Raw genomic sequence first — 17092 nt, forward strand, 5'->3', positions numbered from 1 at the left:
GGCAGGAAATTCACCGACAACTATCCTTCTTTCTAGAAGGACTTTCTCGGCCTGAACGTATAGCCAAGAAAGTTGAAGCTGATTTCAGGATATGTCTCTGTTCTTTCCCTGTCCTTGCAGTAGACGACTTTCGTTTTCTTCGGGCTCATTTCCAGCTTACACTCAGCCAGACGTTTTCTGAACCTACCACGCAGCATCATTGCCTGGGTATAACTCTTGCAGTGGATGAATATATCATCAGCGTATCGCTCAAACCGGACGACGGGGAACTCCCGAAACATCCACATATCGAATGCATAATGCAGGAACAGGTTAGAAAGTAACGGACTAATGACACCTCCCTGAGGCGTTCCCTTGTCCCTTATCTGAACCGTTCCGTCCGGCATTCGCACCGACGCGGTTAGCCATCGCTCAATATAGAGTTGCACCCATCTACAATCCGTATGCCTGCGCACCGCTATCATCAGGAGTTCATGATCGATGTTGTCGAAGAAACCCTTAATGTCCACGTCCAGCACCCAGTCAGTGCGCCAGCATCGATGCCGGGCCATTCTCAGGGCGTCATGCGCAGATTTGTGCGGGCGGTAGCCATAAAAGTCATCGTGGAACAGAGGTTCGAGAACCGGCTCCAGCATGCCTTTGACTATCATCTGAGCGATGCGATCCGAGAATGTGGGTATCTCCAACGTTCTCGTTCCGCCCGTCGCTTTGGGTATCTCAACACGCCGGACCGCTGGCGGCATATAGCTGCCCGAGGACATTCGATTCCAGATTTTGTATAAGTTCCCCGCGAGGTTCTTATCAAATTCCTCAATCAACTGTTCGTCAACGCCAGAGCCGCCTTTGTTGGCTTTTAATTTCATGTACGCGCTCCAGACTGCCTGTCTGGATATCGCAAACGGTTTGGACTGGCTTACAGGCTCCTCCCGCTTATGCGGTTGACCTGCAATACAGTCCTAATGACTGACCCCCTTCGCTCCACACCCATTACAGGCGTTTCATCACTACTCCGGAACCATCTGCCCCTGTGCCACGCATTTGTACTCAGGCGCTTGCAGGTTTTCTACTCGACGCTGCTCCCTTCGCATCGGGACGACAGGTTCCCACGTTCCATGCCAGAGCATGTGTTGTGCTCATGCTGTCTATATGCCGGATGCCGACCAGCCAGTAACCAGATAACCGCTGGACTCATCACGCACCGCTTAGAAAGCGCGCTTTTGACATCATCTTGTTCCTTTCGACACTGCATCTACAGTTCACTCTCGTTCATCTTCACAAAACATACATGACGCATCTGACTGGGCCTTTTCCCTGACGCTCACTACCACCGCTCTTAACAGCAGCACCTCAGGATAGTTTGAAGGCTGCGTCTGGACACCGCCTCCGAGGGGTAGACCCTTATCTCTCGCACAGCATTGCACCCTTATTTGCCACAGGGTGCATTCGTGGCACACCTACGCCGGTATCCGTTATTGCACTTGTAGTGGTCTAATAAAACTGTAGAGATTTATAGCTTATAATTAAGCAAAATCTTATAGGTATAAATATGACCCGAAAAGTAAAAGTAACCTTTAGCGGAAAGCAAAAGCTGGAATATGCAAAACTCATGGTTGAAGGTGGATATAGCAATATCTAAGTTGAAAAAATATCCGGTGCGGGTAAATCTGCCGTATCACGATGGAAGCAACAATATCTTGCCGAGTTAAATGGGAATACGCCTGTAAAATCAAAAGCGTTAACACCCGAGCAACAGCGCATACAAGAATTAGAAGTTCAACTTAAGCGTGCTCAGAGGGATAATGACATATTAAAAAAAGCCGCGGCTTACTTCATCCTCGACAATCAAAACTCAAAATCGTGAAGCAACTGAAAATCATGTACCCCAATTTTACGGTCACTGAGTTATGCCATCTTTTTGAAGTAAGCAGCAGTAGTTTTTATTATGAAACGAAAATACCGACAGTTGAAAATGAAAGACTGTGTGGCGAAATCAAACGTATTTTTTATACATCGGGTCAAATTTATGGCAAAAGACGTATTCAAGCCGAGTTAAAGGGTTTAGGGCACCAAATTGGCACTTATAAAATATCGAACATCATGAAATTAAATCAATTAGTTGCAATTAGACCAACGAAAAAGCACTACTATCACTCATCGGGTAACGAACATCGATATGCCCCTAATTTGCTTAAACGACAATTTTCCCCTGAACAGCATAATCACTATTATGTCGGGGATATCACGTATATTAGACATCACTATGGGTGGAGCTATTTAGCCTGTGTGTTGGATTTAGCCACCAAAGAAATTATTGGTTATGCCTTATCAACAAAACCGGATTCGAAATTAGTGAAAGAAGCCTTAGATAACGCAATTGAACGGCAATTAACGGATACGACAAGTTTGATGTTTCATTCAGATCAAGGTTGCCAATATTCATCGGAGGAGTTTAGGGCGCACCTCTTTGAACGGAAAATAACTCAAAGCATGAGTCGGCAAGGTAATTGCCTCGATAATGCCGTGATGGAAAGATTTTTTAGGAGTTTAAAGACAGAAAGACTTAACCGTTTATCGTTTATGAATCATCAATCTGTTGTCTGTGAAGTTGAAAATTATATTCAGTTTTACAATTATTATCGTCGCCATTCAACGATTGGTTATTTAACGCCACATCAAAAATATCATGAACTAAAAAATGCCGCTTAGATCTTCTACAGAATTTGTTGACCATTACAACTGTTTACGCCATCGCTTTTGGTAAAGTATTAATTTGAGTGCACATTCGGATCTAAATGGAGACTGGTAAATATCTTTGGCCCAGGGAGCTGAAAGCTTGGGGTATCATTTTCCCCTCAGCAGGAACCGAACCTTTAAGGCGGGAAGGATGTCAATGTCCATAATTTTCGATTAAAGAATAAAGTAAACCCTTGTCATAAATCAAACTATGTATATTTATAATTTCATATTTTGTGCAAGATGGTTTCTTTTTAAGAAAAATATCTCTTTTGGATAAATGACTATTACTATTTACGCCAAAACATGTAAAAGATAAAGGCACCTCTGGTTGCGTGCCATTCACAACCACAGATCTTATTCCTGTTGGAATATCAATCATATTATAGGGCATCAGATTACTAGTATCTGAATTATATTGATGATTATAGACCGTTTCTTCCTGCCTCCATCTTTCAGCCCAAAATACATCAGATAACAAAGGGGATCCTGAATGTATTCCATATTGATTAAGCATCGCACCTGTAAGTACTGCATATTCTACGATACGATCAGATGAAAAACCATTAACTGCAACGATTTCTTCCATCCCTGTGTAATCCCTGAGTAAGCGCTCTAATCTATTACGCCGCTGAGAATTTAATGGCGCATTATCTCTGGCTATCCGTAGAGAACCTTGAACATCATAAAAATTATTATTTGGCCTAACTGTATAAATATAAGTCAAATAATCTTCATCAAATGGAAATTCACTATTAGGTCTCGCAAGAGACGCGGCATGTTGTACTACAGAAGCAATAGAGCTTGAAGTAGAAACAAAAGCACTAGTTTGTTCTTCTAAAGATTCTCCTTCAAAATGATGTGTAAGATCATAATCGACAGTTTCGCTGTGCCATGGCCACATTCCACCACTCAGTAAAATTTCATAAATATTTCTATTATCTGTACGATAAACAACAGAATGTACCTCTATTGCATATGATTGTGTTTGTATTAACCATGTGATAAATAATACAAATAATAATTTCATAATTCTATCTCAAAATTAATTAATAATTTCAATACCGATAAGTTCATCCTGTGGGCCGATATTACTTCTTACACATACATTTACGTGTACTTTTATTAAAAAAGCGACTTTAGACAATTCATATATACTTGGATTATCCTTATGAATAGAATAATGATAACCATTACTCAATTTGACTGTTTGCTTAAATCCATCAGCAACATAGATTCCGTTAATACTTACTATTTTTTGTTTTTCATGAAGGCTATTTCCTTGCCATTTTGTGCAGGCCTGAGAAAAACCAACTCCAGCTGAAACTTGATAAGAAAGTAATATTGAAATAAGTAAAATAATAACCTTTGTCATTTGCTCCTCCTATCTAGGCAATAAACCTATATTAAAAATATGATGAACATAATCTTTATTTGTCAACAACGCAATCACTTAACCTCATTTAAATAATGTTGTAACTAACAAGTTCACAATACTAAGTTTTTTTAACCCCCATACTCTTTTTCTTTGATTTTTTGGTTTTTTTCTTCCTCATGATGATATGAAATATTTATCTCATCATTTTCTTTTTCAAGTTTCGTTGGTTCTTCTCCAAGTTGAATATCCAGCATCTTTTCTTTATCATTTAAGCGTATTGATTCGAAAATGAAATCTTTATTATCATCGATTTTTTCTAACTTATCTTCTTGAGGGAATTTAGGTGACGCTTCATTATCCGGTTTATTTAGTTCAAACTGAATTGTATTATCTTTTATATCGTTTTTTATCGATTCATCGAATTCTTTTAGCGAATACCGATTGATCTCATTCTCCTCGCTGGTTTTGTTTAAGAAGAGAGGAACTTCGCCTGTTCTATCCTGATTTTCGTTAATTTTTTCTGATTTTGTTTGTTGAGCTAGGGGTCAGCTTGGAAAACGGAAAATATCCTACGCTAAGCTTATTTTTTGTACCGACCTATATTAACTGCACGCAACGGACGGTATTTACCTGAGCCCAACTTTAGATTATTCCGCCAGATATAATCACCACTTAGATTGATATGCTCCCAACCTAGAGGGGATAAATGAGAAATTAATGCCTCATGAATCTGAATTCCTTTTCGTTTTAAAGATTCGATAGCTCTTTCTATATATACGGTATTCCACAACGTAATCGCCGCTGTTAACAATGTTAACCCACAGGCACGATAGCTTTGATTTTCCAGACCTCGATCTCTGATTTCGCCTAACCGGTGCATAAAAATGGCTCGTGCTAGGGCATTGCGAGCTTCACCCTTATTTAAACCTGCTTGCACTCGACGACGTAGCTCAGGATCGCAAAACCAATCCAGCATAAACAGCGTTCGTTCGATACGACCGATTTCCCGTAATGCTTTTGCCAGACCATTTTGTTTGGGATAACTCGCCAATTTTTTTAACATTAGCGACGCAGTGACTGTTCCCTGTTTAATCGAGGTTGCCAGCCGAAGTACCTCATGCCAATGTTTTTCAATTTCCCGGATATCCAGACTCGTCGAGGATATCAGCGACTGTAGCCCCGGGTATTGTTTTGCTTTCCCTTTGATAAATAGTTTCTTTTCAGGAAGATCCCTGATCCGAGGGCAGAATGCAAATCCCAATAAATGCATAAGTGCGAAGACATGCTCAGTGAAACCAGCTGTATCGGTATAATGCTCTGTAATTTCCAATTCACTTTCGTGATACAACAAGCCATCAAGTACATGGGTAGAATCTCTTACTCTGCTAATGACTTGAGTATAAAATGGGCTGTATTGATCTGAGATATGAGTATAAATCTGCACACCAGGCTCTGGGCCGTATTTTAGATTTACATGTCCTGCATATCGACCATGACTTCCAACCCGAAAATTTTGCCCGTCAGATGATGACGTTGTACCATTTCCCACACGGCTGCCAGCGGGCTCTTTTTTTGGTATTCACCAGCTCAGCAAGTGCAGCTGAATAAGTTTCATCTCTGATGTACCAAGCTTGAATACCTTCGAGTGATGATTTTGTTGTTCCTGGGCAGGACTGAGCCATTTTCGTTATCCCCAAATTGATACCATCTGCAAGGATAGTCGTCAGTAACAACTTTTTGTTTTTGGGTCTGACGTGATTATTTTTGAGGTGAGTAAAGTGGTGGGTAAATCCACTCCAACCGTCCACTTCATCTAATATTTCAGTGATTTTTGGGCGAGGTAACATGGCATAAACGAGGTCAGCAAAAGGAGAAACGTCTGAAGGAACGCTGTCATCAAGTGGCGTTACTTTTACACCATTTTCTGATATATCAACATCATGCAAATCTCCCGCAATCGCCATCGCATTCACTTCTTCCAGACGTGATGATAACAGCGCCATACGTGAGCTAAGGTATTTTTGGCAATCTGTTGGAATGGCGAGTGGTAACTGAGTCTCTTTGAGTAATTTTTCAAAATCAGCGGAAGGAATAAGATAATCGTCAAAATTCTGGTAGCGTCGCGACCCCTTTACCCAGATATCACCCGATCTTAATGCGCCTTTTAGCTCATTAAGGACACAAAACTCATAGTATTTTCGGTCAATCCCCGAGGGGGTTATGACCAATTTTTTCCAGTTTTCAGGGATAAAATTTATGGGCGCGGATGGCGGCACCTTTCGGAGTTGTTTTCGGTATATTTCTTTAAGGGTCTCAAGCGCTTCACTAAGTGACAGCGCTGTAGGAGTTGCCTTGAATTGCAATGCTGATAACATACGGGGGGCATATTTACGCAACGTACTGTATTTTTCGGTGATCAGATTAAGAGGCTCAAAATTATCCTTTCGGGCTAAAAACTGTGTTTCTTCCAGACTGGCGACAAATTCTGGCCAAGGAAGTACGCCTTCTATTGCAGTCCAAGGATCATCCCCTGATTCTCGTGCATTTAGCAGAGCCTGCCCAACGGTAAGATATTGCTTTAACTTACTCTGAATGAGTTTTCCTGTTTTTTGAAGTCGTTCGGCCTGTGTACGCTTTGCTCTACTGAATAAACTGCCCAAGATACGTTCATGTAATTCGATAATTTCATCAGTCAGTGTGGCCCTTGCTTCTGAGATAACACAAACCAACATGGCGTAACGACGTGTCTCGGAGAATTTAGCCAGATCCCTGCTATTCATTTTTCTACCTTCTCGAGCCAATTTGAGCAGTCGGTTTTGGTGAACGGAAAGCGAAATACCTTCAGGTAAAGCCAATCCCTCAATAGCATTTAATCTATCAATATGCTGCAACACATTTTTACCATTAATTTTCCCCGGAGGTTGAAGCAGCCAAGCAAGACGGCTTAGTTGTTCATCCCCTGAGATCAACAGATTATCTAAGGCTGTTTTATGTTGTGGTTCCAGTTGCGTTGTCAGTGCTGTAAACACTGCTCTATCCGCAATTGTCGTGGCTTCAGCAAGGGTCCTCTCAACCACATCAATGGAAGGGAAGATAACATTATTATTATGTAGCCAGATGAGCATCTCTTCAGCAAGGATCAAACCTTTGTCGGTTCGCATAGCATGAGGATATAAATGACTAATGCACATTTTTTGCAAAGGCTTACTGAATGGCACTAATTGTAAATAGCGATAGAGCTCGGCAAGGTGCTCCCAACGGGTTTCCTCTCTAGCAGCGTACTTTTGCCATAAATCAGGATTGAGTTTCAATCTCTCTGCCACTCTGGATAGAATACCATCGTGGGAAGCGCATTTTTATCTGGGGTAAAACCCAGCCCTCGTAGATAACAGAGTAAAATTGCAAAGCCTAAACGGTTAGGGGGTCTTCGATGTTTTTTAATGAGAATCAGATCTTGCTCATTTAAAAAACATATTCGTGCGAGCAGGATGTCATCATCAGGTACAACCAGTAAACGTTCTTTTTCATCACTGCTCAGTATTTGTCGTCGTGGCATCAATGCTCTCCCAGAATACGGACATAGCTCGCTCTGATTTTCAAAATATAAGCCTATTAAGAAAATGTTTTCTGTTTAACAATGCGTATAACCGTTCGTTCAGAAACACCACATAACCTCGCAGTATCTCGGATGCTCTGCCTATTATTTACTCGAAGTTCAATGATTTTTTCATGCAATTGATGGTCAGCCTGACGCCCCCTGAATTTACCTACCGCCTTAGCTTTTGCTATACCTTCCTGTTGTCGGCGGCGACGATCCAGATAATCTTTTCTAGCGATAGCAGCCAGCATGTCTAACATCATCCCGTTAATAGCTTTAAGCATAACAAAGGTAAACTCATCGCCAACATTTGACGTCAGAGCTATATGGCTTGTTGGAAGATCCAAACTAACAACAATAAGGTCTTTTTCCTGGATAAGACGTTTTAATTTTTCCCAACCCTTTTCATCTAGGCGTGAAAGACGATCAACCTGTTCAATGAGAATAATGTCACCAGATGCTGCATCATCAAGCAAACGTAAAAGTTCTGGTCGTTGGAGTGAGGCCCCAGATACATTTTCAGTGTACCAACTGGCCATGCGAAACCCTTTTTCTTCAACGAAAGCTTTCATCCTATTTTTAGCTCGGAGAGCGTCCTGTTCTTTTGTTGATGCGCGGAGATAACCATGAATGTACATTTTTCACCCATTGATGACGTTTAAGTGGTGATCATAATGTATATGACAGATAAGTAATGATCTAATAGAAAAATGTCAACCCATTAGCTTGTGACAATGGGGTGTACTCAAATGTCATGCGTGGTTAGGTTTTGAGTTTACAATGATGAGGTGAAAGAGAAGTGGTTAAATAGGTAAAAGAATTTAGACAATATCAATTTGTACATAAAATAGCCTTAGCGTAGGATATTTTCCGTTTTCCAAGCGCACCCCATCAAGCTTCTGTCAACTCCAATCACATCAAAGTGATACATTAATCCTTTAAGGTTTCATCTTTATAGACACCCATGTACCACCATTAAAAAAGAGAATATGCTGCGTTGTCGCTTTTATTAAAATACATTAAAGTGTACTCATGCATCTAATTGAAGCAGAAGTCTATAAACTAAATTGGAATTGAGATCAGGTGACAGACTGAACAGGGTTATCACAACTGGAATCAACATAACGGCCAGCCTCTCAGCTGCCCCATCCATCCCACCATTGAAGATAAGAGCAAATGATATCGGCACAATACCACATGCCGGTCTTTATTCTACGGGGTGATAATCCCGATCTCTAACTTCTCAGAGATATTTTTAGATTACTTACTTTTTTAAAAAAACACATCTAAATATTAAGTGGTTAAGTCTCTAATTTATTAGCTGCACACCTTTTCGGATAAAATCAATCGGAATATATCTATCAAGTCCTGTATGTTTACAGTATTCTATTAGCTGAAAAATACTATGAACATCCGCTTTTTTGTAGATTAACTTAAAATGCCCTTCTACCGTTTTATGCGAAATATCTAACCTTTGTGCTATTTCTTTAGCGGAAAGGCGTTGTTGTGCCCAGAAAATAACTTCAAGTTCTCTTTTGGTAAAGGTATCATTAGGCGCATCAAATTGAATAGTTTTTCTGTTCAATCGGTTCATATAATAAAGCAAAGTAGGTATTTCAATCATCCTACCATAACAAACAGTGCCTATTACTTTATTATTATCATCACAAAGTGGAGTCTTCTCAACAAAACGAGGAACGGGATTATTTAAATTTCCCTCTCCATAACAATGTATTTCTATTGAAGAAATGGTTTTATTTTCTTCAACGGCTTTTTTGTCTGTTTCTATAAATTGTGGCCATAAATCTTGGCAAATATCGACTGGTAGTTCTCTATCTAGCACTCCCTCTATATCATATTTATTGGGTATTTTAAGTGCTTGTTTTAAAGATTTGTTTATATAAATATACCGAGATTCTATATCTTTAATGTGCCAGTGGTTAGTACTTTTTTCGATAAAGGATATTAAAGAGTTACTTGATTTTCCGAATTTTTTATCAGGACTTTCAGGGTTAAACATAATATTTTCTCCAATTCGTTCCTTCTTATAACAATAGTGAATTAAATGATGAAAAACCACCTAAAAATTAGGTGGTTTATGATAAGCCTATCCTTAATAATAAAACTCACACCATTTTTATTTGGACGGGATTAATAATGATAAAAATATCGGATGATGTTTATGCTTTTGATACCACTCCTCTAGAAGCGAAAGCTAACTTTCTGGATGTAACTTTAGTTAGAATGGGTATAACGACTGCTTTATCACAGTTCATGATAGGTATGACGCTCGGGCACAGTATGACTTTTTGGGATGCCATGATTGCTTCATGCCTTGGAAGCTTTATTTTAGAGTTTATCAGTTTGGGACTTGGGTATGCAGGAATGAAAGAGGGACTATCAACCAGTCTATTGTCTCGTTGGTGTGGTTTTGGAAGTATTGGCTCTGTCTTAGTCAGCTTTACGTTGTCGATGAGTTTGATAGGTTGGTTTGGTGTTCAAAATTCTATTTTGGCGAATGGTATATTAAATGCTTTTAACCATGAATTAAGTTTTGAATTAGTAGCTGCCTTTTTAGGGGTATTTTTTACTTTTTTAGTGGCTTCTGGATTTAAGGCGTTAACACTAACAGCAAAAATAGCAGTACCTCTATTTTTTTTGGTTATTTTGTACATATTTTTATCTTTAATTTCTAACGATAGCATTGTTATTCAACACACTACTAGTTTGCACGTTACAAAGTTAAGCATAAGCGAAGCAGCTACAGTCGTTGCGGGGGGATTTATAACTGCATCATTGACAACGCCTGATATTAGTCGTTATTGCAAAAACAAAAGTCATTTATTCTGGATGATAACATTATGCATTATTGTTGGCGAATTTGTTGTAAATGGTATAGCAATATTAATTACTCAGGCATTAAACTCTGCGGATATAGTTGATATATTAACAGTTAATGCGGGTGTTATTGGTTTAATATCACTTATTTTATCAGTTATAAAGGTCAATGATGTTAACTTGTATTCTTCATCTCTAGGATTTTCCAATACCCTTCAGGTTTTAACTGGCAAAAAATTCGATTATTACAAGATAACAATTTTTCTCGGTTTAGCTGGAACAGTATTATCAGTGTCTGGCATCTTAAATCATTTTGTTGATTTCCTTTCAATGCTTGGGGTTATTTTTCCCCCTATCGCTGGTGTGATGCTAGTTGATTACTACATTTTAAAAACGAGTCGAAAAATATTAGACGAAACGAGAGAAAAAGGAATATTGCCGGATGATTCTCAGACTCAAATCATTGGCTGGTCTGCGATTATTGCCTGCATTGTAGGCACACTTGTCGGTGCATTCTTTAGCTTCGGTATCCCTTCTTTAAATTCAATTTCAGTGGCTGGAGTGGCTTATTGGATTTTAATGAAGATGAAAAAAAATTAGCAGTAAAGGGCTGCTTGATATTTTCCAAACAGCCATAAAAATTTATTTATTTAATTTCTTAAGAAAATTAAATAAAAACATCGCCTGCAGTTGATTGTAAGTATTTAAATCATATTTTCTTAAAGCGTTTTTAAAATGCGAATTGATTGTATCAAGGCTCACATTCAACGCGAGCGCGATATCTGTTCTAGTAAAACCAGAGCAAGTCATTACCAAAATCTGTAGTTCTCTTTTTGAAAGCTTTGGCATCAACTCCAAATCATTTGTGACTTCATATTGTTCGTTATTAGAATTTTTAAAACTCATACCCCACCCCCAACGCTATTAAGAATTCTGGCACGCTGACGAGGGGTTAAATTGCGGGACAAACGGGAAAACAATACGATTGTATGTTTTGGTGCTTCACAGACAAGCACTCGGAAGGTACTATTGTTCATAGCTCAACTCCTACTTATGCTAGGTTTTGGGTTAGGTGCTTGTTGGGAGTGAAGATCCCGACAAGTACCACTTACTTAAGTATATAAGTATGAATATACAAGAGCATATACATCATGTGTTATTAATAACTGATTTAGCTAATTTTTTAACTAAATTAATATCATCATTTAAATAACCAACAGCACGTAAAATGCGTGACTTTGATATATTTTTTTGGGGCACAATCTCTTGTATTTTATCGATCATAATAGAAAGCGCATCTTCATCTAAGTTAGTCATACGTAAATTCATTTGCTTACCAGTTGTAATATTTCTCTTTTCTACAACTCGGGTTACACCTTTTGTTATTCTATCACTTCTGCTCACTTAAGAAATCTCCTCAACTCTTTTAATAAGTTCATGTGTCAATAATAAATAATCTTCATGTGGTCTTTCATTAAAAGCATAAAGAGGAGAAGGTCTATGGTTTTCTGTAGCTTGCTTATAAAGCTCACTAACTCTTATTTCTGTTTTAGTTACATAATAACCTGATTTTTTTACATACTCATTAATAGCTCTTTGCATTCTAGTATGAGATTTATTAACTTTTGTCTTTACAAGAGTATATACAATATTTTCTTGTCGTTTTACTTCTTTAGCTACTTGTAGCAAGTCATTAATGCCTTTAATAGCTCTTCGATCCATATCAACAGGAATAACAATGAAATCTGTAATTAATAGAGCATTTTCTATGCTTAAATCAATTGCGGGGCGCAAATCAAACAAAATAAAATCAAATTTAGTATCTAAACGCTTTAGTGCATCTTCTAAAATAGTTAATCTATGCCTAAATCTTTCAGCGCTTCTAGCTTCAACAGCTAATGTTATATCCGCTGGAATAATTGATAAGTTTTTTATTTCATCATTTGAATCAAGAGCTGAGTAGATTATTTTATTAATATCAAATTTTGGGTTTTCAAAAAGATCAGTAACTGTATAATCTTCATCTCCTCTACCTAAATCATCACTAAGATTTCCTTGATGATCTAAATCAATAAGTAATGTTTGATATCCTTGTTGTGCTAGACAACAACCAACAGATATACAACTAGTTGTCTTACCTACTCCACCTTTACTGTTTGCAAAGCTAATAATAAAAGGTTTTTTCATATAAAATCCAACTTTTGTATATACATGAATATATACATTATAGATAATGAAATAGACTATGTCAATAAAAAAGTATATACTATTGTATATACTTTAATATCGATCAATTATTTTTTAAAAGGCTTTTTTTTATTTTATGAACCTCGCGTTTTCCTTTTTCTCTTTTTTGCGACGCGTCAGCTTGAGGAGTATTTTGATTTCGATTTTTAAAAGTCACTTTATCGGTAACTGGATCAAAAAAAACTTCATAATCAGGAAGGTCATTTGTCGTACAAAGATTTTTAACTAGTCGCTTAAATTCTCTTTTATTTGATGAGCTACCTGTTTTTAAATGAAGTTTTTCTAATGAAATTATAAATTCATGCTGATTACCACAGTGCTTTCGAGCAATTTCATACAAACGACGGTCGATAGCTTTACGTATTCGAAAATAATCTGGACTAATTTTTAACATTTTATTTTTACTTAATGCTTGATATAACCAATCAGGAATCATAACTTCAACCATCCCTATATCAAGATTCCCTTTTTTTTCATCGAGAATGCGCCAGCTATCAATTAACCCAAATCCCACTGATTCTTGCTTATCAGAAGAGTAAACAATATTCGTTGTTATTCTTGTACCAGCTAATCTCTCCAAAGATTTTTCAAGCTCTTTATATGTCCTACCACTAATTGTTCTGTTCGTTGTTACAAAAAAATCGTAAGGAGTGAAAGCAATTGTACGACTTATCGGCTGATTATTATTAATAGCCTCTTGTAACTTTGATATTGCATAAATCCAAACGTCTTTATCAAAAACAGTCGCCATTCCATATTCTGCATTAGGTGCGATAACTACTGTTTTACTACCACTCTTATACCTTCTGGTATCTCTATCTCCGCCTTTTAACGCAAAAAACGGATGCTCCATACTTGCTATTTCATCACGAAAACCAGAAAGTTCAACCTCATCAGCAATAAAAAAATCTATCTCATGTTTACGCGGTTTTAATGTTTTCAAATTGTTTTTTCTCGTTTTCGTTGTAAGATCAGTCATAGCCTCAATCCTAGTCTAGTTAGGGTTGCTGGTTAGAGACTAATTGGTGTTAGCTGCATCGATTAGTCTCGTCAAAATCTGTGATTTACACACACATCAATTAACAAAAAAAGAGCAAATAAATCGCTCAAAAAGTTAAAAACTAAACAAAAAAAGCAAAAATACTGTGATTTACACACAATAATAGTGTGATTTACACATAAAGCAAGTTTTTTTATCCATAATTTTATGTGAATAACTAAACAGACGTACTGTGATTTACACACAAAATACTGTGATTTACACACAAAATACTGTGATTTACACACAAAATACTGTGATTTACACACGTCAGTGTATTTTTTTATAATAGTTTTCAAACTATTATAATCATTTTTTCTATCTTAACTTATTTAACTTATACATAACTATCTTTAACCGGAAATTTTTCCCCATTCTCTGTGGATAACTTTTCTGACAAAAGTGGTATAACCACTTCAAGATATTCATTGGCCTTAGATATTTTCATTTGGTTGTTATTTAACCAATAAGTGACCTAATTTCTTTGTAAGCTTGGGTGATATTCCGCTTCCTCGCCCGTTCACTCGCGTTGCTCGGTCACTTGGCTGCGGCGAGCGTTTGGGATTAATTTTTTAAATAGATTTTTAAGTTAATTAACAGTCAACCATTGCACAATTGTGTCACTACCGCTAGCATCACTAGGATTAACGTAATCTATTCATTCAGGTGCAACATGAACAAAACAGAACTCATCAACAAAGTGAGTGAAAAATCAGGATTAGCCAAGAAGGATGCAGAGAAGGTGGTTAATGCCTTCGCAGAAACCATCACGGAGTCTTTGAAATCGGGTAACAGCGTACAGCTCGTTGGCTTTGGGAGTTTTCAGGTTAAACAAAGAGCAGAAAGAAAAGGCCGCAATCCACAAACAGGCAAGGCAATTAAAATTGCTGCTTCGAATATACCGAGTTTTAAAGCAGGTCAAAAGCTAAAAGATGCGGTTAAATGAACAAAACAAATAACGCATTGGGAGTTAAGTCTTTTTTAGTTTTTGATATAATAATCAAAGTTCTTCAAAATTCTTCAATACCTACGATGAAGCAGCCGATTATTGCATTGATAACGGAATTTCAACGTTTTTAGAAGTTGGCGATTTTGAGTACAAAAAATCAGAAGAAATTTCCATAAAACCAAAAAATTTTTATTTTGTTCCTAAAAATTCAGACTCAATATATGTTGTTGATGTTAATGATTTTGAAGAGATTTGCGAAAGCATGACAACCGGAAAAATTTTTATAACAACTAATTCCAATACCATTAATTAAAAAAACACCCCTACCGGAGACCTGATAGGGGGGTGACTTACAAAGCTAGATTAACTCATGTTTGATAAAATCTTCATCACATTTCCACCTTCAAATTTAATCTGTTTTCGCCATAATTCAACTTTAAAATTGTAATAAGTGAACAAATCGGATGAGTTAACATCTGCCTAAATTATTTTTAATTCTTGGATTGCATTATTGCTCAAGGTTATACTGTGTTGATGAAAAAAATACTCTCCCACCATGACCATTTGTTTAAAAAATTTTTAGGTGATATCACCATTGCTCGAGATTTTCTGGAAATTCATTTGCCTGAAAACATAAGAAAATTGTGTGATTTTAAAACACTAGCAATGGAATCAGGGAGTTTTATTGAGCCAACCCTGCGTAGTCACTGCTCTGATATGCTCTATTCTGTGCAAACAACAACAGGAAAAGGGTACATTTACACTTTAATCGAACATCAGAGCCGGCCAGAAAAATTAATGGCATTCAGATTATTGCGCTACAGCGTAGCCGCAATGCATCAACATCTGGAACAGGGAAATGATACTTTGCCCGTGGTGATACCATTACTGTTTTATCAAGGTAAAACGTCGCCGTATCCTTACAGCACGGAATGGATGAATTGCTTTGCTGACCCAGAGCTGGCAAAATCAGTTTATACTCAAGCATTTCCTTTGGTTGACATTACCGCTATCCCTGATGAGGAAATTGTCAAACATAAACGCGTTGCACTGATGGAGTTAGTGATGAAGCATATTCGTGCGCGGGATATGCTAGAATTTAGTCAAGAGATAGCTAGTTTATTAAATCAGTATGTAATACAGCCTGAGTTGTTTAAGGGATTAATGTATTATATTGTAGAACGAGGAAATACTTCTGATGCCACCCAATTTTTGCATCAGATTGCGGAGAAAGCAGATGATTATCGGGAGGTCGTAATGACCATTGCAGAACAGTTACGTCGAGAAGGCGAACATAAGGGTATTCAAAAAGGTATGCAAGAAGGTATTCAGAAAGGCAAGCTGGAAGGCCTTCAGGAAGGTGAAAAACAAGCATCCCTAAAGATTGCACGTCAACTTCTTGAAAAGGGCGTAGAGCGAGACATAGTCAAACTATCAACGGGTCTCACTGATGCTGAATTAAGAAACCTGTTTAAAGACTAAAATGACCGAACGGCAGAAATTAACCCTCAATCGCCCTAAATGGGCTTCTGAAGAAACGACATCCAAATCCTCACCCATGTACCGAAAAAAGGTCTGGGTGAATCCTACGCCCCAAAAACAGGTGAAAAAACCAAAGCTACAAAAGCCTGTTAAGCCTATCACTCAAAAACGAGTCGAAAAGCCTCAACCTGTTGTGAAGGTTAAAATCCCAAAACCGCCTCAACAACCAAAAAAACGGTTGCCGTTAGCGGAGGCGATTTCCCAAATCAGCGCCTTTTGGCCAGACCTGTTTCCTGAACAACAGCTTAAACCGATGAAAATTGGCATCCGGCAAGCTATGTGGCAGGAAGTGAATGAGAAGGGGTTACCGCTCACTAAAAAGCGCTTAAGAGCCTGTTTAGGCAGTATTGGACACCACGCTGATTATCGTGCGCTTATCCAGTTAGGCGCTAGTCGTTATGACAAAGACGGACGGATGGCAGGAGAGGTTACCCAGGCGGATGTTGAGGATAATCTACAGCGTATGGTCAAACTTAATAAATTGCTTCAGCAACCTACTGATGGTTAGGTTATTCTGGCGTTGGGAAAATAACTTTTCAAAAAAACCACATGAAACCTTAATAGTGAAACAAGTTGTTAAATAAATGAAAATTACTCCATTAGAATTAGAAAAAATAATACAAAAAGCCGTAGAACAAGCACTGGTTAAGTCGTTTGTCAGGTATCTTAAATTTACAGTTGGTCTGCCGCTTTTGGTATTTTTGATAGTGGCAATTGTTATTTTTGTCATTGCCAAAATGAATTATTAATAGATATTAGTCCGCTCCC

At 37.8% G+C, this 17092-nt stretch carries 15 protein-coding genes and 2 pseudogenes; 5 read left to right on the top strand and 12 right to left on the bottom strand.

The annotated features are described in order from the left end of the window. Positions 1-32: 32 nt before the first annotated feature. Positions 33-950, bottom strand: coding sequence for a group II intron reverse transcriptase/maturase (gene ltrA, locus LDL57_RS17105; protein WP_310740203.1), 918 nt, complete (start codon positions 948-950; stop codon positions 33-35). A 596-nt stretch (positions 951-1546) separates the two neighbouring features. On the opposite strand from ltrA, the pseudogene LDL57_RS17110 reads away from it, so the two are divergent. Then, a pseudogene (locus LDL57_RS17110) lies at positions 1547-2706 on the top strand (IS3 family transposase). Positions 2707-2887: 181 nt separating this feature from the next. On the opposite strand, the gene LDL57_RS17115 reads toward LDL57_RS17110, so the two are convergent. The 6 genes and pseudogenes from LDL57_RS17115 to LDL57_RS17135 all read right to left on the bottom strand — a co-directional run bounded on the left by LDL57_RS17115 (position 2888) and on the right by LDL57_RS17135 (position 9729). Continuing rightward, complete coding sequence (locus tag LDL57_RS17115; RefSeq protein ID WP_225507915.1) at positions 2888-3763, bottom strand: enterotoxin A family protein; 876 nt, start codon at positions 3761-3763, stop codon at positions 2888-2890. A 15-nt stretch (positions 3764-3778) separates the two neighbouring features. Next, positions 3779-4108: a hypothetical protein gene (locus tag LDL57_RS17120; protein WP_180558302.1), complete on the bottom strand. Its 330-nt coding sequence runs from the start codon at positions 4106-4108 to the stop codon at positions 3779-3781. A 131-nt stretch (positions 4109-4239) separates the two neighbouring features. Then, complete coding sequence (locus tag LDL57_RS17895; RefSeq protein WP_255653934.1) at positions 4240-4365, bottom strand: hypothetical protein; 126 nt, start codon at positions 4363-4365, stop codon at positions 4240-4242. A gap of 326 nt (positions 4366-4691) precedes the next feature. Continuing rightward, positions 4692-7667, bottom strand: a pseudogene (locus LDL57_RS17125) (Tn3 family transposase). Positions 7668-7723: 56 nt separating this feature from the next. Continuing rightward, complete coding sequence (locus LDL57_RS17130; protein WP_006663401.1) at positions 7724-8347, bottom strand: recombinase family protein; 624 nt, start codon at positions 8345-8347, stop codon at positions 7724-7726. A gap of 671 nt (positions 8348-9018) precedes the next feature. Further along, complete coding sequence (locus tag LDL57_RS17135; RefSeq protein ID WP_225507918.1) at positions 9019-9729, bottom strand: helix-turn-helix transcriptional regulator; 711 nt, start codon at positions 9727-9729, stop codon at positions 9019-9021. 137 nt (positions 9730-9866) lie between these two features. Between LDL57_RS17135 and LDL57_RS17140 the strand changes: the two genes are divergently transcribed. Continuing rightward, the gene (locus tag LDL57_RS17140) at positions 9867-11147 is read left to right on the top strand and encodes a cytosine permease (RefSeq protein WP_180558323.1); all 1281 of its coding nucleotides are present in this window, start codon (positions 9867-9869) and stop codon (positions 11145-11147) included. Positions 11148-11189: 42 nt separating this feature from the next. Here LDL57_RS17140 and LDL57_RS17145 read toward each other — a convergent pair whose 3' ends face one another. The 5 genes from LDL57_RS17145 to trfA all read right to left on the bottom strand — a co-directional run bounded on the left by LDL57_RS17145 (position 11190) and on the right by trfA (position 13773). Next, the gene (locus LDL57_RS17145) at positions 11190-11453 is read right to left on the bottom strand and encodes a helix-turn-helix transcriptional regulator (protein WP_180558322.1); all 264 of its coding nucleotides are present in this window, start codon (positions 11451-11453) and stop codon (positions 11190-11192) included. Further along, positions 11450-11584, bottom strand: a complete 135-nt coding sequence (locus tag LDL57_RS17900) for a hypothetical protein (RefSeq protein WP_255498963.1) — start codon at positions 11582-11584, stop codon at positions 11450-11452. Before LDL57_RS17900 ends, LDL57_RS17145 begins: the two co-directional genes overlap by 4 nt. A gap of 112 nt (positions 11585-11696) precedes the next feature. Next, entirely contained in the window at positions 11697-11951 is a 255-nt protein-coding gene (locus LDL57_RS17150) for a hypothetical protein (RefSeq protein ID WP_180558321.1), read from the bottom strand. Continuing rightward, a complete protein-coding gene (locus LDL57_RS17155; protein WP_180558320.1) occupies positions 11952-12734 on the bottom strand; it encodes a ParA family protein in 783 nt (260 codons plus the stop codon). It abuts the gene before it with no gap. 103 nt (positions 12735-12837) lie between these two features. Further along, positions 12838-13773 carry a plasmid replication initiator TrfA gene (gene trfA / locus LDL57_RS17160; protein ID WP_180558319.1) on the bottom strand — a complete coding sequence of 312 codons (936 nt, stop codon included), beginning with the start codon at positions 13771-13773 and terminating at the stop codon, positions 12838-12840. A gap of 733 nt (positions 13774-14506) precedes the next feature. Between trfA and hbs the strand changes: the two genes are divergently transcribed. From hbs to LDL57_RS17175, 3 genes are all read left to right on the top strand, one after another. Then, positions 14507-14779 carry a non-specific DNA-binding protein Hbs gene (gene hbs, locus LDL57_RS17165; RefSeq protein ID WP_180558318.1) on the top strand — a complete coding sequence of 91 codons (273 nt, stop codon included), beginning with the start codon at positions 14507-14509 and terminating at the stop codon, positions 14777-14779. Between the two features lie 531 nt (positions 14780-15310). Continuing rightward, positions 15311-16264: an Rpn family recombination-promoting nuclease/putative transposase gene (locus LDL57_RS17170; RefSeq protein ID WP_445661351.1), complete on the top strand. Its 954-nt coding sequence runs from the start codon at positions 15311-15313 to the stop codon at positions 16262-16264. Position 16265: 1 nt separating this feature from the next. Next, positions 16266-16832 (top strand): ProQ/FINO family protein, encoded by a 567-nt coding sequence (locus LDL57_RS17175; protein WP_225507922.1) that lies wholly within the window; start codon positions 16266-16268, stop codon positions 16830-16832. The last annotated feature ends 260 nt before the right edge of the window (positions 16833-17092 follow it).

This window comes from Arsenophonus apicola, assembly GCF_020268605.1.
GTDB classification, from domain to species: Bacteria; Pseudomonadota; Gammaproteobacteria; order Enterobacterales; family Enterobacteriaceae; genus Arsenophonus; species Arsenophonus apicola.